Genomic DNA, 22,688 nt, shown 5'->3' on the forward strand with positions numbered 1-22,688 from the left:
TGCACCTGTCTACATTTGCGCAGCGTTGATAAGCTTCTGAGCTCCCCCACCTATGAATGATCACGCCCCATCAAAATGGGGGGACAAATGGGGGGACAGAAATCCCTAAAGCCACAAAGACCAACAAAACAAGGTAAATACTCAAAAATAACGCCGCCCACAAGCCGGCTTTTTAATGCCTGGAAGAAAGCAAGCCTGTTATCTGAAAATCTAAATGAGGGGTTGTCGGGCTAGCACCGCAATTGCTACCGTAACGACAAACGTCATTACAGGCATCACACCATGGCTTCCATCAACATCCGCATCGACGATGATCTGAAACAGCGTTCATTTGCTGAGCTGGAAAAGCTCGGGGTAACGCCTTCCGAACTTCTGCGCCAAACCCTTCAATACGTCGCCGAGCGCGGCAAATTGCCTTTCAAAGCTGCATTACTCAGCGAAGAGGATGAAGCGCTCATCGCCGTGGTCACTGAACGTCTTGCCGCCCCTCAAAGAGTCAAGGTAAGCCTGGATGACCTATAGCCTCGAATTTGATCGTCGCGCGTTGAAAGAGTGGAACAAACTGGGCGACACGTTACGCCAACAGTTCAAGAAGAAGCTTGCGTAAATACTCGAAAATCCTCGTATTGAAGCCAATCGGCTTCGCCAACTGCCAGACTGCTACAAACTCAAATTACGCAGCGCCGGCTATCGGCTGATCTACCAGGTCCTCGATCAGGAAGTAGTGGTATTTGTGGTTGCCATCGGGAAGCGCGAGCGTGAAGTCGCTTACCAAGATGCGCAGGACCGAATTAGTCAGCAGCCTGCTGACTAATTTGATCTGCCGCAGAACTGCTGCGACAAATCCGGGGGAGAGATCACTCTCCAGTTTCGGCGACTGAGCCTGACTGTATGTCGCGGGGATGGCTGGAGGTCTGAGCAGGAGTCGGGTTGCAGAACAGCCCCTTAACGTGAGTGTTATCTAGCAAACTTCTAATCGGCTATACGCCAGTCACTCCATTTACTACTACCGCTTCAAAGTGGAGGAACCGCTGCTTCAACCGCTCAATCGTCCACCGCCACTTAGCCGCAGTCGGCCGACAAATCGTATTTTGGTTCCCAAACATCCCAATTTCCCGCACGGCCTGCTCCACAGGAACGGTTTCCAGCCATTGGATTGGAACGAAGTATTCGCAACGCTCCGGATCCCCCACAAACTCGGCGTGATATTTGGCGCGCTTCGCGACCTCTAACACAGGGCGCTCAACGCCATCTTGAATAACCGTAAATTCTTTTGCAGGCGTAGCTATGCCAAGAACGCGCCCAACGCCAACGTAGCCTTTCTGAGGAGTATTGACCCAGACGCGATCCCCCGGAGACAGTAGCTGCAAAGTCTTGCTGTACCACGCGCCACCACCACCGCCAATGAAGCCGTACTCAACAGCATCAGCCCACGAACGTGAAATAGGGTCGCCAAACGAACAATAAAACTCGCCGTTCCAAGGTTCGTTATGCCCTTCGCTCGTCGAGACAGCGTTTACTTGGGTTTGTACAGGATCCAGCAACCAGGATCGACTCAACAACTGTTGGTCGCCTACCTGGAAAATCTGAAAGCAGAGCACGTTGATCGGAATATCTCGTTTGCTGAGGTACTCAACGATTCGTTCGCTACTGGCATCTAGCTCGGTAGCCACGATGATCAACTGATGACTTTTGTTCAGTTCATCGTCATCCAGCACGCGCCCAAAACGTGCCAGAAAATCAACGTCCAGGCTACCTCCGGGGCGAAAACGCTTGTAGATTGCTGCAATTTCGTCCCCTCGCAAGTTCTCGACCCAAGCGGCGTAGTCGAGAGTTTGAGCGACCACCTCACGAGGGGTACGATCACGTTTGAGTTCGATCAGAACCAACGCGCCATCAGGTGCAATGGCCAACAAATCGATGCGCCCCCCCGTACCGGTATTTTCTTGTTTGCCTATCAGCATCCACTCATCCGACAGGATGCTGGGAGATTGAATAATCATGTCCTCCAACACCTTTTCGCTTACTAATCGGCTCGGGGCTAGTTTGTTAGGTGAGAGACCTACGGTCCAGACGTCCGTTTTGATAGGCAAGACTTGAATCCTTATTTGAATGCTTCTGAGAAATCAGAGCCGCTAAAACGCCATGATCATCATGGTGCCGCTCCAAATCCACCTTGGTGGCAGCTTCTTGGACTCGACAGAATTGGTCAGCGGCCTACTGACCAATTTTGCCTACCTCGCTAAATTCAATAGGGCAGCAAGCCGCTGCCCAATTCAATTTTCCAACAGCCCATTGGAAAATTCCCCCCTCACGGATAACTAAACCCCTTGACCAACGTCAACTCCCCCACCGCCCGCATCGGCACCAGAAAAGTCTCCATCTTCTCGTTCGGCGTCCCCTCCTCCGTAATCACCGTCACCTGCGCCGTCGTCAGCGGCTGAACCGCCTCCTCCTGCCCCTCCTCATCACTGCGATACCCACCGCCGAAGTAGTTCACATACACCAGATACTGTCCCTTGATCGGCGCCGGCATGGCGAAAATTTCCGGGCCGTACCCCGTCGTCACGTCAACATCGAGCGCAGCACCATTGGGAACAACGCGGTTGCCGTACCAGATGTGGGCGCCGTCGGGTGTGATGAGGTGCAAGTCGAGGTCGGTGTTGTCGCTATCCCAGGAAAGCAGTACTCGCAGTTTGGCCGGGGTGGCGCCGCCGCTGGCGTTGAGAAATTGGGTTCGGTGGCGCTGCTGGCCATCTGGACTGCGGACTTCGACGCTGTTGCTGCCATTCGGAAATGAGAACGGGCGATCAAAGCGGCCAGCAGGATCGATCTTCAGCGGCATGCTGACGCCGTTGACGATCAACCGGCCCGGCTCACCGGACTTGGGTGTGGCTTTGATTTGCCCGGTGATGCGGGCGGTATTGGCTTGGCCCACCGGCGTGTTCACCGAGGAGGCCGGGTAGTTAACGATCTGGCGAAAGTTTTCACCTTCCCCCTCAACGGCGCCAGTACGCCAGCCACCAACGGGAGTATCCAGTTTAACGGCGCTATCGGCGGCAAACACCGTCGGCCATACGCAAAAAGAACAGAGGAACAGGAAGACCTGTGGATAACGGAGTTTCATGGCCTATTCCAGCAAGAGGTGGCGGGCGAGCCCTTCGATGTAGGTTTCATCCTGGCCGTTGGGGTGTGCGTCGAAGGCCAGGTGCAGGTATTCGTGGGTCAGGTCGAGGCGGTCTTGCAGCGACAGCACGCCGCGCACGTAGATGCGCTGGCGTTCGCGGTCGACATAGGGGCGACCGAAGGCCAGGCGGCAGACGGCGAAGGTGCTGACTTCGTTGTAGCCAACCTCGCTTTCCAACCGCGGACGCCAGCCGCGGCGTTGGTTTTGCAGCCAGTCTTGCGCGGCGGGCAGTGCTTCGCAGGAGGCAATGGGGTTGTCCCATCGGCTGAGGCTGGCGCGCGGGTAGGCGTGCAGCAGGATGGCGTCGTAGCGTTGGCCGGCGTTGGCTTGCTCGACGGCTTGCTGCCAGGAGAGTTTGTCCGGGCCGGGTTGGTCGGAGTGGTAGGTGACGGTGCTGCCGGCCAGGACCAGGTCGCTGGTCCAGGCGGCGATGTGGCGTGATTCGGCGGTGGCCGGGCGTGGGGCGACGCGTTGCCGGCTGCTACTGTCGTCGATGCTCAGGCAGTCGCCGTTGCGGGTGGCGTTTTGCAGCAGGTACGTACGGATCGCGACGGCCAGGGCTTTGGCCGCTTCAACAGGTTCGGGTTTGGCTTCGCGCTGGAGGACGCGGGCGACGTATTCTTCGCGGTCCAGGCGGGCGACCAGCGTGTCGTTGAGCAGAAAGAGTTCGCCGTCGCTGTGGATATCGAGTTGATTGCCGTTGGTGAATTCGACGCGGTAGTCGCCCTGCATAGGACCGGACGCAACGACACGATCACCCGCCAGAACGCGCGCAATCGGATAACGGGAAAACAGGCCAACTTCGACGCAACGCCCCGCGTCTGCTGGCCATTCAACAGGCAGCACAGAAGACAACGTCTCACCGTAGTTGCGCAGAACCATTTGACTGGTCCCACGCCCACCGGCCCAAATCGGCGTACCGTCCGCCGTCCACCCAGCAAACCCGCCCTGACGCGACGAAGGGTCCTGATCCCCCAACCAGCTCCAGGTTTTCACCCGCAATCGGCCACCGAGCTCGCCCACAACATTGCCGTCAGCCGCATTCAACATCACATCCAGCAACACCCGCCGCGCCTGATCCTGCGCCGGCATCACGGCCAGCATTCGCAACAACTCAGTCACTGAAACTCGCGTGGAAGGCTGCAACGAAGCCATGTCCAACAACCACTGCGGTGCCTGCCGCGCCTGCCAATACGCGCGCCAGTCAGCGCCAGCAATGCCCAACCGCTGCGGCTCAAAGTACAATCCGCACGACTTCACCAACGCCTGATCGCGCTCAATTTTGCCGCCCGCTGTGCAGCAATAAACTTCGTCTTTCGACTGACCGCGACATTCGTAAGGCGATTCATGGGCGTCGGTATCCACCAACCAGCCGTACACAAACAACTTCCACACACTGCCCAATGGCGTCTGCACATCAGCAGGCAACGGCTCGTGCGCGATCACCTGAGTCCGGCTCAACGACAGCAACTCACCTTTAAAGGCCAGCCGCAGCGGTTCGTCCTGCGCTGTCGCCAGTGCAGGGATCAAACACAGCAGCCACCAGATGAGAGGTCGGGTCATGTCAGTTGACCGTGACTTGGCCGAGGGCCGGTTTCTGCTCCTGCGCCTGATGCTGTGGCGCGTAAACCTGAGTGAAACGCACCGGCGGCAGGTTGAACTGGCCTTTCTGCGAGAAACGCACCAAATGACGCAAACGCAATTCGCCGCTCAAGGCGTCGACCGGAATCGCGTAAGCCATTTGCCCCGGCTCGAAACGCGCCTTCTCCAACGCGGACGGTTCGGTGCCGGCCTTGCCCATGAGCTTGATGCCCCATGTGGTGCGCTCGACATCGGCACCCGGTGGCAGCGGCACTTCGAGCATGCCGTAGCGCAGCGGTTTGGCCGCTTTGCTGGTGATGATCACTTCGTCCAGATACAGGCTGTCGCTGGACAACGGTTTGGTGCCGACCGCTTCCAGTTTGAAGGTGAAGGCTTCGTCGCCCGGCACCAGACGCGACAGGCGACGGGTGATGGTCACGGCCATCGGATCAACCAGCGGTTGTTTGGTCTGGAAGCTCAACGCCGCTCGCAACGGACGCTCTTGCGCACCGGTCAGCGACAACACCGCCGGCACTGGCGAAGCACCCTGCCACGTCCAATAAACCTCACCGGTATCACCGTGTTCTTTCTTCCAGCCCTCACCCGGTGCCAGCGCGACGGTGGGCGAGGCCTGCTCGATACTGCGTTGCAACCAGGTCAACGACAACGCGCGTTCCAGGGTCGATTGCTGTGGCAGGAGTCGTTGCAACAACGCTTGCGCGTGAGCCTGATCGAAGGCCTGCAGCGACAGGTCCAAGGCTTCGGCAAACGGCTGCGAACTGACCGCCAATCGTTGTTGCGCATCGGGCAATTGACGATTGAAGGCGTCAGGCAACGTCACCTTGGATTGACGCGCCAACGACGCCGTCAACGCACGAGCGGCCGCCAGCCCCAGCGCCGAATCCGGATCGCTCATGACGATGCTGTCTTCGCCATCGTCCATCAGGTTCGCCGCATTGCCCTCGCCCGCTTTCGACAGATCATCCATCAAACCGCTGAGCAAGGTGTTCACCGGCAATTGCATCTGTTTGGCGAACGACAGGATCAGCGCCCGCTGCAACAGCGGCGTGTTTTTGGCCTGCTTCGAATACACCTCCAGCACCCGCTGCCAATGCTCCGGCGGCAGGCTCAACTCCAGCGCTTTGCTGGCGTGCCAGTCGGCGTAGTAAGCGTAAGCCGTGAGGAATGCATCCGGCTCGCCGTCCATGCCCCACCAGGTGAAGCTCGCCGAAGGCCCGGCCATTTGCACCAGCCGCAGACGGCTGTTCTGCATGATCAAACGCAAGCGATCGCGGATCTGCGGATTCGACGACAAGGTCGGATACGCGATGCTCAGCGGTAGCAAACGACTGGCCGTTTGTTCGACGCCGCCGTACGGATAACTCAACAGATCGTCGAGTGCCGAGCGGAACAGCGCTTGCGGACTGTCGTCCAGACGCAGGCGAATATCCGTCGCGTCCGCTGGCAGGGTCAGCGGTGTATCACCGCTGGCTACGTCCAGGCTTTGACTTTGGGTCACTTGCCAGCCTTCGCCGGTCGCGGTCAGGCGCACGGCCAATGCATCTGCCGTTTTGCCGTCCTGCACCAGCTCAGCTGTCCACTCGCCACTGGTCAACGCGAACGCTGGAAGCGCGATGTAGTTGATGCCGTTATTCAGCGTCACGGGTACGCGTTGTTCGGCGCCAGCGTAATGAATCACCAGCTCAGCCTTGACCGGTTTCTCGGCCTGACTGAAAGCAAACACACCCAGATCCGGTTTGTCGCCCGTGCGGAATTTGGTCGGGCCACTCCACTTCAGGTACAGCGGTTTTTCCGAGCGTACGAATTGCTTTTTCTGCCCGACCTGACCGTCATCGGCGATGGCCCGGGCGGTGATGCGCCAGCGGGTCAGCGAGTCCGGCATCTTGAAGGTGAAACCGGTTTTGCCGTTGGCGTCGGTGATCAATTCCGGCTGCCACGCGGCGGTGTCAACGTCTTCGCGACGCGGACGCTCCAGCACTTTCACGCCTCGCTCGCTGCGATTGGCTTTGCCCGGCGCACCCGGGCTGCCAGGCAGTGCAACGTCGTAGCTGATGAACGACAGACTGGCGCTGGTGCGCACGTTATTGCGGCGCGGGTGGTAGAAGAACTGGTCGATGGTCGGCGCGACTTCCGGTTGCAGCGCGTAGACCATTTCGTCGACCACGCTGACCGTCAGGTGTGCTGGAATCGGTTTGCCGGCGAACTGGGTCGTCAGGTCCACCGACACGGTATCGCCCGGCTGATACGACTCTTTGTCCGTGGCAATCGCCACGTCGATTTGCGGTGCAATCACCCTGATGCCGGCGTTCTGGAAGCTGTACTGACCGCCTTTGGTGTAGAGCACGGAGAACGTCAGGTTCGGCGCAAAATTGTCTTTCACCGGGATCCGCGCGCGGTATTGGGTCTCGCTGAGTTTTTCCATCTTCAGCCAGTCGCCGCCCTTGGACAGCAGCGCTGTGGCCTCGACCTTGTCGCGCTCCAGCGACAACAGTGCATCGGTGATCGGCTCAGGGAACGTAATCAATGCGAGGGCTTCGTCGCCGGCCTTGTACTCGGGTTTATCGAGGACGATTTCCACGGTACCCGGCACGGCTTTGACGCCGTCACCCGTGACCGAATGACCGGTGGCACCCACCACGCGGCCATGGTCATCCTTCAGCGTCAGGTTGTAAGTACCCGGACGGTCGAAGGCCAACGTGAAGCCTTTATCGGCGGCGGCAAGTTTGCCTTCGCCGGTGCTCTGGTCTTCCAGACGCACCCAACCGTAGCTGTTCGGCGTCACCGATTTGCTTTGTTCGCTGCCGCCTTCGTTCAAGTAACTGAACGCAACCTTGTCGCCCACCGCGCTAAATCGCTGAGGCGCGCGCAGGCTGAAACTCGCGGCGCCACGGTCGATGAGGATTTCCTTGGTCGTCTTGACCCGATACGCCGCGCCGTCGCTGGCGAACACGGTGAGCATGTAACGGCTCGGCTTCTCGGCAGCCGGCAGATCCAGCGTCGCGTTGCCCTTGGAATCGGTGGTCAGTTCGGTGCTGGTCAGCTCCACCGGGAATTGCCCGAGGTATTGCAGTTCGTTGTCGACCATCGACAATTGTTGGGCGCGCAGGCTCAGGCTCAACTTGGCGTTGGCCACCGGTTTACCGTCCGGGTACAGCAGCACGAGGCTGCCTTTTACCGGCTCGCCGGTGCGGTAATCCTGCTTGGCCAGATTCAGGGAAATTTCGAAGTGCGGCTTGATGTATTCGGCGACACGGAAGGCGCTGCTGTAGGCCTGATCCTTGTAGCTGAAACGCAGCTCGTAACCGCCCGCGACCGCGTTGTCCGGCAACTGGAAACGGCCTTGAGTACCAGCCTTGGAATCGAGCTTCAGCGCCAACGATTGCAGCGCAGTGCCGGTGGCATCGAGCACGGTCACGTTGACGTCGGCTGCAGTCGGTAATACCGAATCACGGGCGTTCTTGAACTCGCGACCTACGATTTTCAGCGACACCCAATCCCCAGGTCGATACAGCGGCCGGTCGGTGAAGGCATAAAGTTTGGTGTCGTAGATTTCGCTGTCGTAATAGAAGTTTTCGGAGACAAACACCCCGCCCTCTTCGTCCTCGCCAATCACGAACGAACGCTCAGGGCTGACGTGTTTCAAACGCAGCAAGCCATCAGCATCGGTGGCGCCACTGCTCATCACGCCGAGGCCATCGGTCCATAGCACGTTGACCTTCGGCACCGAACTGCCTTCGTGTTTGCGTGCGGCCCACACCAGCAATTCATCACCGACAATTTTGCTCACGGCCACGGTGTTGGACACGAAGACCATGGTGGTCGCGCGGTACTTGCCGATCAGCGCTTCCACCAGGTACAGACCCGGTTTGAGGTTGCCCAACGGGATGTACACGTTACCCGGCGCAACGCTGACGAACTCGCTGGAAGAACCGGCGAGGTTCACGCCCTCGGGCGGCTGGATCGGTTTGGCTTGCCACAGCGGGTAGCGGAATTGGCTGACCACCGGCAAGCCCGGAATCAGCGCGAATTGCGGCTGAGCGTCATAGGGCGTTGGCGCGGCCATGGCGGCGCCCATCTTCAGCTCCGGCACTTCCTCGGTGACTTGTTTACGCGATTCGTAGGAGAACGCTCGCTGCATCACCCGACGGGATTTGCGGTACCAGTTGTCCCACAAATACGCGAGGGTGTTCGACAGGCCTTCGCCCTTGAACTGGCCGTCGCTGACCACCCGGTGCAGGTTCTTCTGGCGCTTGAGGAAGTCCAGTGGTTTGTCGATGCGGTACACGCGAATGTCGGCGCCGCCGTAAGGCTCCATGCGGAACCGGCGATAGTCGCGGCCCGGCGCTTCGAGGCGAACCATCGCCTGTTCGTCGCTGGCAAAACTGCTGTCGGCCAGCAGGAAAAAGCTTTCACCGGCCACCGGCGTGTAGCCGCTCGGCTCGACGGTGTCTTCAGCGTTGACCGTGGCTATAGGAACCAGCAAGGCCAGCAGCAACGGAATTCGAGAGCAAATGCGCAGCATGCGGGCACCGATCATTGGGAGAGAAAGTTCAGTCGATAGACGCCGATGAAGTTGGGGTTGGCTGCGTCGGGTATCCATCGGGTGTCCTTCCATGTCATGAGTTGCTGCAGGCTTGCGGAGCGCATGCCGTTGTCAGTCGGGGTGGTAGTGCCGGTGTGATAGGCGATGTAGCGGCCCATCCAGATCATCAGGTGCTGGTCGTCGCCCTGATCGAAAAACATCAGGTCGCCGGGCCGGGCTTGCGCCAGATCACGGCCAACCAAATGACTGTTGAACTGAATCAGTTTGATCGCGTTGACGTACGGCCCGACCTTGCCGCCGCCCTGTTGCCATCGCTGGGCAAGGCCGCGTTGGGCCTCGCTCAGTTGCAGCTCTGGCGGCAGGTAACGGTTGGACAGGCCATTGCTGCGCAGCCATTTATCGTCATGGGCTTTCAGCGCTTCGTTGGCGGCAAAACGTACCAGGCCTGCGCAGTCCTGCTGATACCAGCGCGGGCTCGGGCCTTGGGTCAGTTGTTCCTGAGCGATGCGCACGAACCAGGCACGGAATACCTGGGATTGCTGCACGTCCAGCGGCGGCGCCTCAGTGGCAAATGCCCGGGTGCCCAGCAGCAACGCGAGCAGGCCGAGGCCTCGGATGAGTGCTGTCACAGGGCTTTCCATTCCAGCGGCAGCCATTGCCAGTGGCCGTCGGGTTCGCTGCCTTCCGGCAAGGTCAGGGCATATTTGCCGTAACCGCCGAGTTTGCGCAGTTTCGGGATCAGGTAGGTCTGCGCGGCGTTGTAGAACACCGGCTCCATGTCCTGCGGCAGGCTATCGAGGGTTTCCTGCTGCATCAGTTGCGCCATGGAATCCGGGCCGAAGTAGACCGGCATCAGCAAGTCTTTCGGTACCACGTCGGCCATCGGCGGGAAGCGTTTGTCGAGGGTGCCGAGGGCTTTGTCCACGAGCTTATCGTCGAGGGAAAACAGCAGCGTCGAACCGTGGCGCGCCAGGCTGACTTGCATGAACGCCTTGCCGGTGATCGCATCCGGGGCCTCGGCATCCTTGGCTTTGTAAGGGCCGAAGTTGGAGCTGACCTGGCGCTGCCACTGATGGGTTTCACCTTCCTGTTTCTCGACCACCGGGAATGCGTGCTCTTCGACGTTGCCTTCGTAGGCGCCGACCATCGAGCCGAACAGGTTGCCCAGGTCGCCATCGAGTTTGGCGCTGTTCTTGTCGTTCAGGCTGGCCACCAGCAACGGCGTGTACAGCCGCGAATCGGCGTACCAGCACAGCCCGGCGGCACCGGCCATGTGTTCGGTCAGGGCCTGGGCTACGGACTCTTCGGCGCCGAGCTTCACCAGCAGCGGTTTTTGTTGTTCGGCGGCGAGCGGCAAGGCGACACAGGCACTGGCGCCCATGGGCATGGCTTGCCAGATCGGTCTGAAATCGAAGTCCGGCTGGTTGTCCAGTTCGTCCATGGCGAGGAAGCTGTGCCAGCCCTTGTCGTCCATGTCGAAACGCAGGCCGGCGAAGTTCGGGATAAAACGCTGATACCCCATGGCCAGGACGCTGGAATTCACCGACAGACGTTGTTTCACTTCAGGCGTGCGCGGTTGCAGGCCGAAGGCTTCGGGGAAGAGTTTGTCGCCGTTGAGCAACGCGGCGATGGCTAGAGTCGAAACGCTGCCTGGCTCTTGCGATGAGCCGCTTTGCGGATCGTAGAGTTTGGTCGGATTGGACAGCACCACCAGTTTGTCGCCATGGGAGGCAAACAGCAGCGCTTTGCTGGCGTTGTAGCTCAGTTGATAAAGCGCCACGTCGTCGGCGCCGACTTTCACAGCGCCGACTTGGGTCAGTTGCGAATCATCCAGCGCCACTTTCGCCAGCGGCTCCAGCACCTTGGCCAGACCACCGCGATCCATCACCAACAAAAAGTCTTTCAGGCGACCATCCGCCCCACGCCACAGCGCCACATCCGCCGGCTGATCAAAAAGCTGCTCGATCAAACTGTCCTGCAACTTCAGGTCATGCTCGTAAATGATCCGCCGCAGACTGCCGATCAAACCGAGACGATCCGCATGCGCTTCGTAATAGAAGACGAAATCTTCGGTCAGGGTTTCCTTGAGGAGCGGCACCGCCAGCAAGTCCTTGGGCAACTGGCTCAAGGAGTGGGTTTCGAGCAGACCGTCCGGCCGGCTCATGCCCAGTTTGTCGCTGGCCAACGCCGCCGGCGGCGCCTTGGGTTTGTGCATGAACCAGCCAAGCCCGGCCGCCACGCCAGCCACCAGGATCAGCCCGACCAGCAGCGCCGGCCAGCGACGGGGAGTTTTGGCTGCAGGCGTTTCGGCGGCCGGAGAAACAGTGTTATCGCTCATGTTCACAAAACCCGATGTCATCCGTGGAGCGGGATGCTTAATAGTTGAAAGTCTTGACCAGCAGCAGGTCACCGATGGCGCGCAGGGGCACGATGAAGGTCTCGCGTTTTTCGTCGACGGTGTTTTCGTTGAGCACCAGGTTGATCTGCGAAGTGATCACCTCGTTCTGGTTGCTGGTCTCATCGAAGTTATAGCCGCCACTGCCGAAGTTGCCCCAATAGTTCACGTAAACCAGATAGGTGCCATGCATCGGCGCGGTCATGGTGAACATTTCCGGGCCGGGGCCATCGACGCCGTCCGGGTCCAGACCGCCGCCATTGGTCAGCGCCGAGTGAGCCCAGAACGCGTGTTGGCCGTCGGGGGTAATGATGTGCAGATCGAGTTCGGCTTTCGGGTCATCCCAACCCAGCACCACGCGAATCCGCGCCGGGGTGCGCAGGTTGTTGGCTTCATAGAATTGAACGCGCTTGAGCGATTTGCCTTCGGAGCTACGCACTTCGATGCTGTTGGAGCCGGCGCCAAACGCATACGGCCGGGCGAAACGCCCTTGGTCGTCGGTGTACAGGTTCAGGGGGTTGCCGTTGACGGCCAGGGTGTGCGGCCCTCGCTGAGTGCCGATGGACTTGAGCTGGCCCTGGATCATGGTGCGATTGCGCTGCACACCGCGATCGATGGGTGGCGTGGGATAGGCGACTTGAGGATTTTCGCTGCGGTCCAGCAGGCCGGAATAACGCCAACCGCCCACGGGTTCCGACACCTCGGCCGAAGGCTCGGCCAAAACCGCGGTCGCGCAGACGAGCCCCATCAGCAATAGAAGAAATGAACGCATGTGACGCCTCCTGCCATGCATAACGAAACCTTGCGCCCGATCCTCGGCGCGTTACAGATCCAAAAACTGCGTTTCGTCAGAAAGACCCGTGACTGTTGGGTCCTGGAAGGCGCGAAGATTAGCCATTCGGCGGTTTTTTAACAATCGGATACATCTGAATTTGCGGCAGAAGTCACGCACATTCCGGGGCGTGAGCCGAATAGCGATCTTATTCGGCTCACCAAATGAGCCGAATACCCCGCTCCGTTAAGCCGTAATGCGATTTGTAGCAGCTGGCGAAGCCTGCGTCCGGCTGCGCAGCAGTCGTAAAACCAGTACCCGCGTTAAATCAGGCATACCGTGCACGCAGGATTGACGACTGCTGCGCAGCCGAACGCAGGCTTCGCCAGCTGCTACATAGAGTGTGTTGCGGCTGAAAGCAGTGGCTGAAATGCTGCCCTCATTTGCCCATACCCCCCATGTCTGCTAGTGTCGCGCCGGTTTAACGTCAACCGGAAATAGCCGCCATGGCCCGCAAAAAAGCTGCACTGGATTTCGAACAATCTCTCGCTGACCTGCAAACGCTGGTGGAGCGTCTGGAGAACGGCGAATTGTCGCTGGAAGACTCGCTGACAGCTTTCGAGCAAGGCATCGGTCTGACCCGCGATTGCCAGGCGGCGCTGGCCCAGGCCGAGCAAAAGGTTCAGGTGCTGCTCGAGCGTGATGGTGAGCTGGCCGAGGAACCCTTCGACGCGGATCAGCCAGAATGATTGCAGCGTATTCGGCGACCAGCCAGGCCCGCGTCAATGCTGCACTGGAAACCCTGTTCAACGCGCCGAGCCCTGAGCTCGCGCGTCTGTACGAGGCCATGCGCTACAGCGTGATGAATGGCGGCAAACGGGTCCGCCCGCTGCTGGCCTACGCCGCGTGCGAAGCGCTGGGCGGCAAGGCTGAGCACGCCAACGGCGCGGCTTGCGCGGTGGAACTGATACACGCTTATTCCCTGGTGCATGACGATTTGCCGGCCATGGACGACGACGATCTGCGTCGCGGCCAGCCGACCACTCACAAAAAATTCGATGAAGCTTGCGCGATTCTGGCTGGTGACGGCTTGCAGAGCCTGGCCTTCAGCGCCCTGCTTGATCCGCGCCTGAGCAACTCTGACGCTGAAATCCGCCTGCAAATGGTCAGCGCTCTCGCATTGGCCGCAGGCCCGGCCGGTATGGTCGGCGGTCAAGCCATTGACCTCGGTTCGGTCGGTCTGAAACTCGATCAAAAAGCCCTCGAAACCATGCACCGGCACAAGACCGGTGCGCTGATCGAAGTCAGCGTCAAACTCGGCGCCCTGGCCAGCGGCCGTGCCGAGAAGGACGAACTGAAGTCTTTGCAGACTTATGCACAGGCCATTGGCCTGGCGTTCCAGGTGCAGGACGACATTCTCGACGTCGAAAGCGATACCGAAACCCTCGGCAAACGCCAGGGCGCCGACATCGCTCGCGACAAGCCGACCTACCCGGCCCTGCTCGGCCTCGACGCCGCCAAGGCCTACGCCCTGGAACTGCGTGATCAGGCCCTGCATGCGCTGCGACCGTTTGACGCGGCGGCCGAACCGTTGCGCGATCTGGCCCGTTATATCGTCGACCGCCGCAGCTGACGGCGTATCCGCCAAAAAAGACCTACGCGTGGGCAGGGGGCGATGCATCAGGTAAACTGCCGCATCTTTTATACCTATAACGATTCGCCTGATGCCCACGACGTTTCATGAGATTCCCCGCAAGCGCCCGACCACGCCCCTGCTCGACCGTGCCAACACGCCGGACGGCCTGCGCCGGTTAGGCGAAGCCGAGCTGGAAACCCTGGCCGATGAGTTGCGCCTGGAGTTGCTCTACACGGTCGGTCAGACCGGCGGGCATTTCGGTGCCGGCCTGGGCGTCATCGAGCTGACCATCGCGTTGCATTACGTCTTCGACACCCCGGACGACCGGCTGGTGTGGGACGTGGGTCATCAGGCCTATCCGCACAAAATCCTCACCGGCCGTCGCGAGCGCATGGGCACCCTGCGCCAGAAGGACGGCGTCGCGGCCTTCCCGCGTCGTTCCGAGAGCGAGTACGACACCTTTGGCGTCGGCCACTCCAGCACGTCGATCAGCGCAGCGCTGGGCATGGCCATTGCCGCCCGCCTGCAAAACAGTGATCGCAAGGCCATCGCGGTGATCGGCGACGGCGCATTGACTGCCGGCATGGCCTTCGAGGCGCTGAACCATGCGCCGGAAGTGAACGCCAACATGCTGGTGATCCTCAACGACAATGACATGTCGATCTCGCGCAACGTCGGTGGGCTGTCGAATTATCTGGCGAAGATCCTTTCCAGCCGCACTTACGCGAGCATGCGCGAGGGCAGCAAAAAGGTCCTGTCGCGCCTGCCCGGCGCCTGGGAAATCGCCCGTCGCACCGAAGAATACGCAAAAGGCATGCTGGTTCCCGGCACGCTGTTTGAAGAGCTGGGCTGGAACTACATCGGCCCGATCGATGGCCACGACCTGCCTACCCTGATCGCCACCCTGCGCAACATGCGCGATCTGAAAGGCCCGCAGTTCCTGCACGTCGTCACCAAGAAAGGCAAGGGCTTCGCTCCGGCAGAAGTCGACCCGATCGGTTACCACGCGATCACCAAACTCGAACCGCTGGACGCTCCGGCCGCCGCGCCGAAGAAAGCTGGCGGACCGAAGTATTCCGGTGTGTTCGGTGAATGGCTATGCGACATGGCCGCGTCTGATCCGCGCTTGGTGGGCATCACTCCCGCGATGAAGGAAGGCTCCGATTTGGTGGCCTTCAGCGAGCGTTTCCCGCTGCGCTATTTCGATGTGGCGATTGCCGAACAACACGCCGTGACCCTCGCTGCCGGCATGGCCTGCGAAGGCGCGAAACCGGTGGTGGCGATTTATTCGACGTTCCTGCAACGCGGTTACGACCAACTGATCCATGACGTCGCGGTGCAAAACCTCGACGTGCTGTTCGCCATCGACCGCGCGGGTCTGGTGGGCGAAGACGGCCCGACTCACGCGGGTAGCTTCGACCTGTCGTTCCTGCGCTGCATTCCCGGCATGCTGGTGATGACCCCGAGCGACGAAAACGAACTGCGCAAAATGCTCACCACCGGCCACCTGTTCAACGGCCCGGCGGCGGTGCGTTATCCGCGCGGCGCTGGCCCAAACGCGACGATCGAGAAAGACCTCGAACCGATCGAAATCGGCAAGGGTGTCGTTCGTCGTCAGGGCAGCAAAGTCGCCCTGCTGGTGTTCGGCGTGCAATTGGCCGAGGCGCTGAAAGTTGCCGAGACGCTGGATGCAACCGTGGTCGACATGCGTTTCGTCAAACCGCTCGATGAAGCACTGGTTCGCGACATCGCCGGCAACCACGAGCTGCTGGTGACCATCGAAGAAAACGCGATCATGGGCGGTGCCGGTGGCGCCGTCAGTGAGTTTCTCGCCCGCGAAAACATCCTCAAGTCGATGCTGCACCTGGGCTTGCCGGACAGTTACGTCGAGCACGCCAAGCCTGCGCAAATGCTGGCCGAGTGCGGGCTGGATGAGGCCGGGATCGAAGCGTCGATTCGCCAACGCCTGCAACTCCTGAACATCTAAACACCACACCCTGTGGGAGCGAGCCTGCTCGCGATAGCGGACTGACAGTCAACATAGTCGTTGACTGACACACCGCCATCGCGAGCAGGCTCGCTCCCACAGTGGTTTTTTGTGCCCTTCAAATTGTGTTCGCTACAACGCGCCAACGGACTGCCAATGAAACTCTCCCGCCTCGCCCTGACGCTGACCTTGCTGCCGGCCGGCCAACTGCTGGCCGACACCTTCGAACGCGATCAGGCCCTGAAGCTTCCCGACGTGCTGATCAGCGCCAACCGTCAGGTCGAAGCGCGCAATGACAGCAGTGCCGCCAATACCGTGTTCACCCGTGAAGACATCGATCGTCTGCAACCGAGCAGTGTCACTGACTTGCTACGTCGTGTGCCGGGAGTGCAGGTCGGGCAAACCGGCGGGCGCGGCAGCCTGCCGGGGATTTACATCCGCGGCACGAAATCAGCCCAGAGTCTGGTGCTGGTCGACGGCCAGCGCATCGGCAACGCCACCTCCGGCGACAGTAACCTGCAACACATCAACATCGAACAGGTCGAGCGCGTGGAAGTGCTGCGCGGCTCCCGTTCGGTGATTTATGGCAGCGATGCGATTGGCGGAGTGATCCAGATCTTCACCCGTCGTGGCGACGAACAAGGCCTGCAGCCAAGGATGCACGTAGGCTTTGGCAGCAACCAGACCTGGGAACGCGGCCTCGGGCTGTCCGGCGGCGACGAGCAGACCCGATTCAACCTCGGCGCCAGCCTCGATGAAACTGCCGGAATCAATCGCACTCACGCGTCCTATCCCCGCGACGGCGATCATGACGAATACCGCAACCAATCGGTGAGCTTGAGCCTGAGTCACGCCCTCACCGATGACATCGGAATCGGCGCCAACCTGCTGGATAACCATGGCAAAAGTGAGTTCGACAATCCGTTCGGCCGCTTCGACATGGGCACGTTCGAGTCAGTCCAGCAACAGCCCTACAGCGACTTCGCGGTGAGCAGCGTCAGCAGCTATGTCGATGCGCGGATCAATGACCTGTGGAACACCCGCGTCGAGTTCGGCCACGGCGAAAACCGCGAGAAGACGCTCGACAAGCTCAGCGCTGAACGCAGTGTCTTCAATACGTATCGCGACTCGGTGAACTGGCAGAACGACCTGACCCTCGACGCGCGCAACAGCCTGATCCTCGGCGGCGACTGGTACGAGGACCGGATCAACAGCAGCACGCCATTCGACGAGGACAGCCGCTGGAACCGTGCGGCGTTCATTCAGCATCATTACCAAGCGGATAGTTTCTCCACCGAGCTGGGGCTTCGCCGCGATCAGAACCAGCAGTTCGGCGGCCAGAACAGCTGGAGCGGCACCTTCACCCTGCCGCTGAATCCGGACAACGATGTGCTGCTGACCTACAGCGAAGGCTTCCGCGCCCCGACGTTCAATGATCTGTATTACCCCGACTTCAGTAATCCGGATCTGAAACCCGAGACGTCGAAAAGCTATGAGCTGCAATGGCGCAGTCAGCTGACCGACACCGCTCGCCTGGAAGCTTCTCTGTACCGTACGGACCTGGAAGACGCGATTATTTTCGGTAGTAACGACCGGCCACAGAACGTGGCCTCGGCACGGATCAACGGATTCGAAACGGCGTTGAAACAGGAACTGTTCGGCTGGCAGAGCAACCTCGGCATAGCGATCATCGACCCGCGGGATCGCGATAGCGGACACACTCTGGCTCGTCGCGCGCGGCGGACCTTGAGCCTGGATCTGGATCGGCAGTTTGACCGGCTAGGGCTCGGCGCCAGCTGGCAGGCTGTGAGCAGCAGCTATGACGATGAGAACAATCAGCAGCCGTTGGGCGGGTACGCGTTGCTGGGGTTGCGCAGCAGTTGGGCGTTGAATCGCGAGATCAAGCTTGAGCTGAAGGTCGATAACCTGCTGGACAAGGGTTATAGCCGGGCGCTGTACAGCCATGATGGCAGTCAGTATGGGTATCGAGAGGAAGGTCGGGCGTGGATGTTTGGGGTGACGTGGACGCCTGAAATCTAAAGACTGGCGCAGTCACCTGTGGCGAGGGGATTTATCCCCGTTGGGCTGCGAAGCGGCCCCAAAGCCTGCAAGCATGGAATGTCAGGTACACCGCAGGCAATGCATACGACTGCTTCGCAGCCGAACGGGGATAAATCCCCTCGCCACAGGTCAGCGATCAGGCGCGATGACTTCGCACAACTTGGCCGTCGCCTCAATCATCTGCCCACTCGGCCGCTCCAAACCTTTATCCGTCACCAACAACAACCGCCCCTGCGCCACCGCGGCCACCTGCGGCCAAGCCTTCCAGGCATCCAGCTGCGCCTGGTCGCTGGCCAGAATCACCTCTGGATTACGCTGCAATACCGCCTCAATACTGACCTGCGGCGCCGGCAGGGTCATGTCCGCAAACACATTGCGCGCTCCGCACACCTCAAGCGCATCGCTGATGATCTGGCCGCCGCCCACAGTGTATAGCGGCCTATCCCAGACCTGATAAAACACCCGCAATGGCACGTCCCGACGATAACGCTGGCGCAGCGAATCCAGGCGCTGACGCAAATTTTCAGTCAATGAAACGCCACGCTCTGGACGGCCGAGCTGTGAGGCAATCGCCTCGATCTGTGAAGTGAGTTGTTCGAGGTTGTGGGGTTCAGCAACGTAGGTCGAGATGTTTAACCGCTTGAGCTGTTCACGCTGGGCCGGGCCAACGCTGCCGGGCCAGAGCAACAGCAGATCGGGCTGGAGACTGAGCAGTTGCTCCATGTCCAACTGGCCATAGCGGCCAACCGAAGGAAGGCCTTTGAGTTCGGCAGGACGCTCACCGGCATCCAGCACACCCACCAGCAGGTCGGCTGAACCCAGCTCAACAACGATTTCAGAGAGCGATGGCGCGAGGCTGACAACGCGTTCGACCGCAGCCGCCGGGCCACTGACGGCCAGCAGCAAAACCGCCAGCCAGACGGGTCGCATCAGCCGAGTTGACGCGGAATACGGTAGAGATAAAACAGCACCAGGGTCGACAGCGACAGCAGCATCAACGGCACGGCTTCGAGGCCGACGAATACCGCCAGCGCGCCGATCCAGGCCGGCAGGCCGGCAGCCAGGAACGCGGTGCGACGCTTGGCAGCCAAGGCGATCCAGGCAGCAGGTTCTTCAGGGGTGTCGAGGGCTTTTTGAGTGGCGATCAGCGCGTGTTTGTAGCCGCCAAAAAATTTCAGGCTGACAAACATCGACGCCACACCGGCGATGAACAACGGCATCGCCAGTACCGGCAGGGTCGCCTCGCTCTGGCCAAATACGCCGTTGATCACGAACAGCGGCACCAAGGCCAGCGCCAGGTATTGCCACCAATTGACGGACAGTCGCCGTCGAACCTGACCGCGGGTCACGCCCGGTCTGCCTCACCCTGGTGCTCGTTGCCCATCATGTGGTCGAGCTTGCTGGCCTTGGTGGCCAGGTAGAGTTTGTTGTGCGGGTTATGGCCGGTGTGCAGCGGCACGCGCTCGGCGACCACGATGCCCATGTCGGTCAAGGCTTTGACCTTGCGTGGGTTATTGGTCATCAGACGCAGGGATTTCACGCCCAAGTGCTCCAGCATCGGCAGGCACATGGCGTAATCACGTTGGTCGGCGGCAAAGCCCAGACGCTCGTTGGCTTCAACAGTATCGGCGCCGCCATCCTGCAATTCATAGGCGCGGATCTTGTTCAGCAGGCCAATGCCACGGCCCTCTTGACGCAAGTAGAGCAACACGCCACGGCCTTCACGGGCGATGGCCTGCAAGGCGGCCTCGAGTTGCGAGCCGCAGTCGCAACGCTGACTGAACAAGGCATCGCCGGTCAGGCATTCGGAGTGCAACCGGCCGAGTACCGGGGCACCGTCGGCGAACTCACCCAGGCTCAGCACAACGTGCTCGCGCCCGTTTTCTTCATCGAGAAAGCCGTGCATGGTGAATTGCGCAAAAGGCGTTGGCAGCTTGGAAGCGGCGACAAAAACGACAGGCACCGGTGTGCTCCTGATCAATAAGTACTGGAGATTCGCAGACGCGGCATTGTAACAGCACGTTCCTACAGACGCTTAGGCTGAATTATGGGGCATAACGATCAAAAAGTTAGATCTCAAGCCACCACAGCCCCCCTGTGGGAGTGAGCCTGCTCGCGATAGCGGTCTGTCTTTCACCATTGATGTCGACTGATACACCGTCATCGCGAGCAGGCTCGCTCCCACAGGGTTAATCAAGCGCCACAGGGTTCGCGCTTAGTTTGAGTCAAATGGGTAGGGTTGTTTCCAGCGCTCGAAGATCGGTTTCAGCTGGCCGTTTTTCACCAGGTGCTCCATGCGCTGATCGAATAGAGCCATCAGTGTTCGGGCCTTGGGGGTCTTGGCAAAGCACAGATACAGCGGCAATTCCGCGATGTGGGTGCGACGGAACTGCGACGGATCCTTGGCCCATTTGAGGACATAGTCGACCTCGGTCAGCGCGTCGATGTAAAAGTCGGCGCGATTGTGGGTCAACATCGACAAAATCCCGGTACGCCGCATGACTTCGTTATAGCGGCGTATGTTGGGCAGGTAATCCTGGTAGTCGTAGCCGCGGACCCAGGCCAGTCGATAGTTGCCCAGGGTTTCCGGGGTCGGTGCGGGGTTGCTGGCCAGGCCCAGGGCATAGATGTGATCGGTATCGAAGTTCCAGCGCGGATAGAGCAGATCGCGGGACTCATCAAGATAGGAGCCGACACAGGCATCCACTTCGCCGCGCTGGGCCAGGCCCATGGAGCGAACGTAGGGTTCGCTGCGGATGTCCAGTTTGACCCCCGCGGGCTCGAAGACTTCCCGCAACACGTCCCAGCCCAGACCGTGGCCATCGGCGGCGGTGTAGTCTTCCCAGTCTTCGCTGGCCAGATGAATCACCGACGGCGTCGTCCCCTCACCCGCCTGGGCGAGCGAGCAAAACATCGCGAAAACCATCACAGCCAGCCAGCGTCGAGCCATCCCTAGTCCCCTGTTTCGCCACTCAGGCGAAAAACCAAACCAATCCCTGCATCCCCAACCACGCAAACACTCCGGCCAATACGTCATCGAGCATGATCCCGACGCCGCCGTGCACATGCCGGTCGATCCAGTGGATCGGCCAAGGCTTGAGGATGTCGAAGAAGCGGAACATCAAAAACCCCGCCAGCAACCAGTACCAACCTTCCGGCACCAGCCACAGGGTGATCCACATCCCGACCATTTCGTCCCAGACGATGCCTTCGTGGTCGTGTACCCGTAAATCGTCGGCCACTTTACCGCACAGCCAGAAACCGAACAGCATGGTGATGCCGAGCATCAGCCAGTAGCCCCAATCGGGCAGCATCTGCCACAAAGGGATAAAGGGTAGCGCAACCAACGAACCCCAGGTGCCCGGTGCTTTTGGCAAGGTGCCCGAGCCGAAGCCGAACGCCAGGAAATGCCACGGATTGCGCCAGACCGACGGCGGTACGAATTCCGCCGGGACCTGTTTGGGATGATCTGTCACGGTGTCTCCCGAAAATGTTGATAGCCCCGGGCTTGCGGGGTGATGTCATGTCCATCAGCGTCCAGCAGCACCACGCCCTGCCCCGCCACAACACGGCCGACCACATGGATCGGCCAGCCGTCGTTCAACAATGGCGGCAACTCGACGGACGGCAAGGTGAAGGCCAGCACGTAATCATCACCGCCGCTCAGGGCCGCGACTTCTGCATCCGATTGACCGAGGAAGGCGACCAAAGCTTTCGACAATGGCAGCGTGTCCCGTTCAACCTGAATGCCGACCTTCGACGCGAGAGCGATGTGCCCGCAGTCCGCGAGCAGGCCGTCGGAGATATCCAGCGCCGAGGTGGCTTTGCCGCGCAGCGCCATTCCCAGCCCAAGCTGCGGCTGCGGCGACCAGTAATGTGCCAGCAGCGGATCGGCGATGGCGGCTTCAGCCGTCCGCTGGCCGAGCACCAGCGGCAATGCCCCCGCCGCGTTACCAAGCTCACCGCCCACGCACAGCAAGTCGCCTGGCTGCGCACCACTGCGGGTCAACGCTAAACCTGCCGGCACACGACCGAACACGGTCATCGTCAGGCTCAATGGCCCACGGGAGGTATCACCACCCACCAGCGCCACGCCACAGCTTTGCGCCATGAGGTTCAAACCACGGGCGTAGGCGTCCAGCCAATCGGCGGTCACCGTCGGCAACGTCAGGGCAAGGGTAAAGGCAACGGGGGTGGCGCCCATGGCAGCCAGATCGCTGACGGCCACGGCCAGCGAACGCTGACCGAGCAGAAACGGGTCGCAAGGGTCTGCGAAATGCACACCGGCAACGAGCGTGTCGGTGGAAATGGCCAACTGCTCCCCGGGAGGAACAGCCAGCAAGGCGCAATCGTCGCCGATCCCGAGGGCAACGCCTTCGCCGCCCTGCGCACAAGGCGCGGCGGCGAAGAAATTGCGGATCAGCTCAAACTCGCCCATCAGGTATCCTGTCTCACCAATGCTGTTCCTTTTTTAGCGGCGTCTGTTGTCGCCAGACTGCGTTGCC

Annotated in this window: 18 protein-coding genes and 1 pseudogene; 6 read left to right on the plus strand and 13 right to left on the minus strand. The window is 60.3% G+C overall.

Annotation, left to right across the window (positions count from 1 at the left end):
- The first annotated feature begins 282 nt into the window (after positions 1-282).
- Positions 283-522: a type II toxin-antitoxin system RelB/DinJ family antitoxin gene (locus ACYZTW_RS29750; protein WP_054616768.1), complete on the plus strand. Its 240-nt coding sequence runs from the start codon at positions 283-285 to the stop codon at positions 520-522.
- Positions 512-814 (plus strand): annotated as a pseudogene (locus ACYZTW_RS29755) (type II toxin-antitoxin system RelE family toxin). The gene ACYZTW_RS29750 and the pseudogene ACYZTW_RS29755 overlap by 11 nt, the downstream one beginning before the upstream one ends.
- Before the next feature lie 166 nt (positions 815-980).
- Here ACYZTW_RS29755 and ACYZTW_RS29760 read toward each other — a convergent pair.
- From ACYZTW_RS29760 to ACYZTW_RS29790, 7 genes are all read right to left on the minus strand, one after another.
- Positions 981-2,093 (minus strand): endonuclease NucS domain-containing protein, encoded by a 1,113-nt coding sequence (locus ACYZTW_RS29760; protein ID WP_462002888.1) that lies wholly within the window; start codon positions 2,091-2,093, stop codon positions 981-983.
- 218 nt (positions 2,094-2,311) lie between these two features.
- On the minus strand, positions 2,312-3,127 hold the full coding sequence (locus ACYZTW_RS29765) for a YfaP family protein (protein ID WP_462002889.1): 816 nt from the start codon (positions 3,125-3,127) through the stop codon (positions 2,312-2,314).
- Between the two features lie 3 nt (positions 3,128-3,130).
- On the minus strand, positions 3,131-4,750 hold the full coding sequence (locus tag ACYZTW_RS29770) for a DUF2300 domain-containing protein (protein WP_462002890.1): 1,620 nt from the start codon (positions 4,748-4,750) through the stop codon (positions 3,131-3,133).
- A 1-nt stretch (position 4,751) separates the two neighbouring features.
- Positions 4,752-9,326: an alpha-2-macroglobulin family protein gene (locus tag ACYZTW_RS29775; protein WP_462005866.1), complete on the minus strand. Its 4,575-nt coding sequence runs from the start codon at positions 9,324-9,326 to the stop codon at positions 4,752-4,754.
- Positions 9,323-9,973: a DUF1175 domain-containing protein gene (locus ACYZTW_RS29780; RefSeq protein ID WP_462002891.1), complete on the minus strand. Its 651-nt coding sequence runs from the start codon at positions 9,971-9,973 to the stop codon at positions 9,323-9,325. Before ACYZTW_RS29780 ends, ACYZTW_RS29775 begins: the two co-directional genes overlap by 4 nt.
- The gene (locus ACYZTW_RS29785) at positions 9,958-11,670 is read right to left on the minus strand and encodes a DUF2138 domain-containing protein (protein WP_462002892.1); all 1,713 of its coding nucleotides are present in this window, start codon (positions 11,668-11,670) and stop codon (positions 9,958-9,960) included. Before ACYZTW_RS29785 ends, ACYZTW_RS29780 begins: the two co-directional genes overlap by 16 nt.
- Before the next feature lie 37 nt (positions 11,671-11,707).
- Positions 11,708-12,499 carry a YfaP family protein gene (locus ACYZTW_RS29790; RefSeq protein ID WP_462002893.1) on the minus strand — a complete coding sequence of 264 codons (792 nt, stop codon included), beginning with the start codon at positions 12,497-12,499 and terminating at the stop codon, positions 11,708-11,710.
- Positions 12,500-13,005: 506 nt separating this feature from the next.
- Between ACYZTW_RS29790 and ACYZTW_RS29795 the strand changes: the two genes are divergently transcribed.
- The 4 genes from ACYZTW_RS29795 to ACYZTW_RS29810 all read left to right on the plus strand — a co-directional run bounded on the left by ACYZTW_RS29795 (position 13,006) and on the right by ACYZTW_RS29810 (position 18,162).
- The gene (locus tag ACYZTW_RS29795) at positions 13,006-13,248 is read left to right on the plus strand and encodes an exodeoxyribonuclease VII small subunit (protein WP_007894317.1); all 243 of its coding nucleotides are present in this window, start codon (positions 13,006-13,008) and stop codon (positions 13,246-13,248) included.
- Complete coding sequence (gene ispA, locus ACYZTW_RS29800; protein ID WP_462002894.1) at positions 13,245-14,132, plus strand: (2E,6E)-farnesyl diphosphate synthase; 888 nt, start codon at positions 13,245-13,247, stop codon at positions 14,130-14,132. The genes ACYZTW_RS29795 and ispA overlap by 4 nt, the downstream gene beginning before the upstream one ends.
- A gap of 91 nt (positions 14,133-14,223) precedes the next feature.
- Positions 14,224-16,122 (plus strand): 1-deoxy-D-xylulose-5-phosphate synthase, encoded by a 1,899-nt coding sequence (gene dxs / locus ACYZTW_RS29805; protein ID WP_462002895.1) that lies wholly within the window; start codon positions 14,224-14,226, stop codon positions 16,120-16,122.
- Positions 16,123-16,278: 156 nt separating this feature from the next.
- Positions 16,279-18,162 (plus strand): TonB-dependent receptor domain-containing protein, encoded by a 1,884-nt coding sequence (locus ACYZTW_RS29810; protein WP_462002896.1) that lies wholly within the window; start codon positions 16,279-16,281, stop codon positions 18,160-18,162.
- A gap of 150 nt (positions 18,163-18,312) precedes the next feature.
- Here ACYZTW_RS29810 and ACYZTW_RS29815 read toward each other — a convergent pair whose 3' ends face one another.
- From ACYZTW_RS29815 to thiL, 6 genes are all read right to left on the minus strand, one after another.
- A complete protein-coding gene (locus ACYZTW_RS29815) occupies positions 18,313-19,113 on the minus strand; it encodes a cobalamin-binding protein (RefSeq protein ID WP_462002897.1) in 801 nt (266 codons plus the stop codon).
- Positions 19,113-19,532 (minus strand): MFS transporter, encoded by a 420-nt coding sequence (locus ACYZTW_RS29820; protein ID WP_462002898.1) that lies wholly within the window; start codon positions 19,530-19,532, stop codon positions 19,113-19,115. The genes ACYZTW_RS29815 and ACYZTW_RS29820 overlap by 1 nt, the downstream gene beginning before the upstream one ends.
- Positions 19,529-20,146 carry a GTP cyclohydrolase II gene (ribA, locus tag ACYZTW_RS29825; RefSeq protein ID WP_027924335.1) on the minus strand — a complete coding sequence of 206 codons (618 nt, stop codon included), beginning with the start codon at positions 20,144-20,146 and terminating at the stop codon, positions 19,529-19,531. Before ribA ends, ACYZTW_RS29820 begins: the two co-directional genes overlap by 4 nt.
- A gap of 252 nt (positions 20,147-20,398) precedes the next feature.
- A complete protein-coding gene (locus tag ACYZTW_RS29830) occupies positions 20,399-21,133 on the minus strand; it encodes a substrate-binding periplasmic protein (protein WP_462002899.1) in 735 nt (244 codons plus the stop codon).
- 22 nt (positions 21,134-21,155) lie between these two features.
- Positions 21,156-21,659 (minus strand): phosphatidylglycerophosphatase A family protein, encoded by a 504-nt coding sequence (locus tag ACYZTW_RS29835; protein WP_462002900.1) that lies wholly within the window; start codon positions 21,657-21,659, stop codon positions 21,156-21,158.
- The gene (gene thiL, locus ACYZTW_RS29840; RefSeq protein ID WP_462002901.1) at positions 21,656-22,621 is read right to left on the minus strand and encodes a thiamine-phosphate kinase; all 966 of its coding nucleotides are present in this window, start codon (positions 22,619-22,621) and stop codon (positions 21,656-21,658) included. The genes ACYZTW_RS29835 and thiL overlap by 4 nt, the downstream gene beginning before the upstream one ends.
- Positions 22,622-22,688 lie beyond the last annotated feature (67 nt).

The sequence above is a fragment of the Pseudomonas sp. LB3P25 genome, from assembly GCF_054897985.1.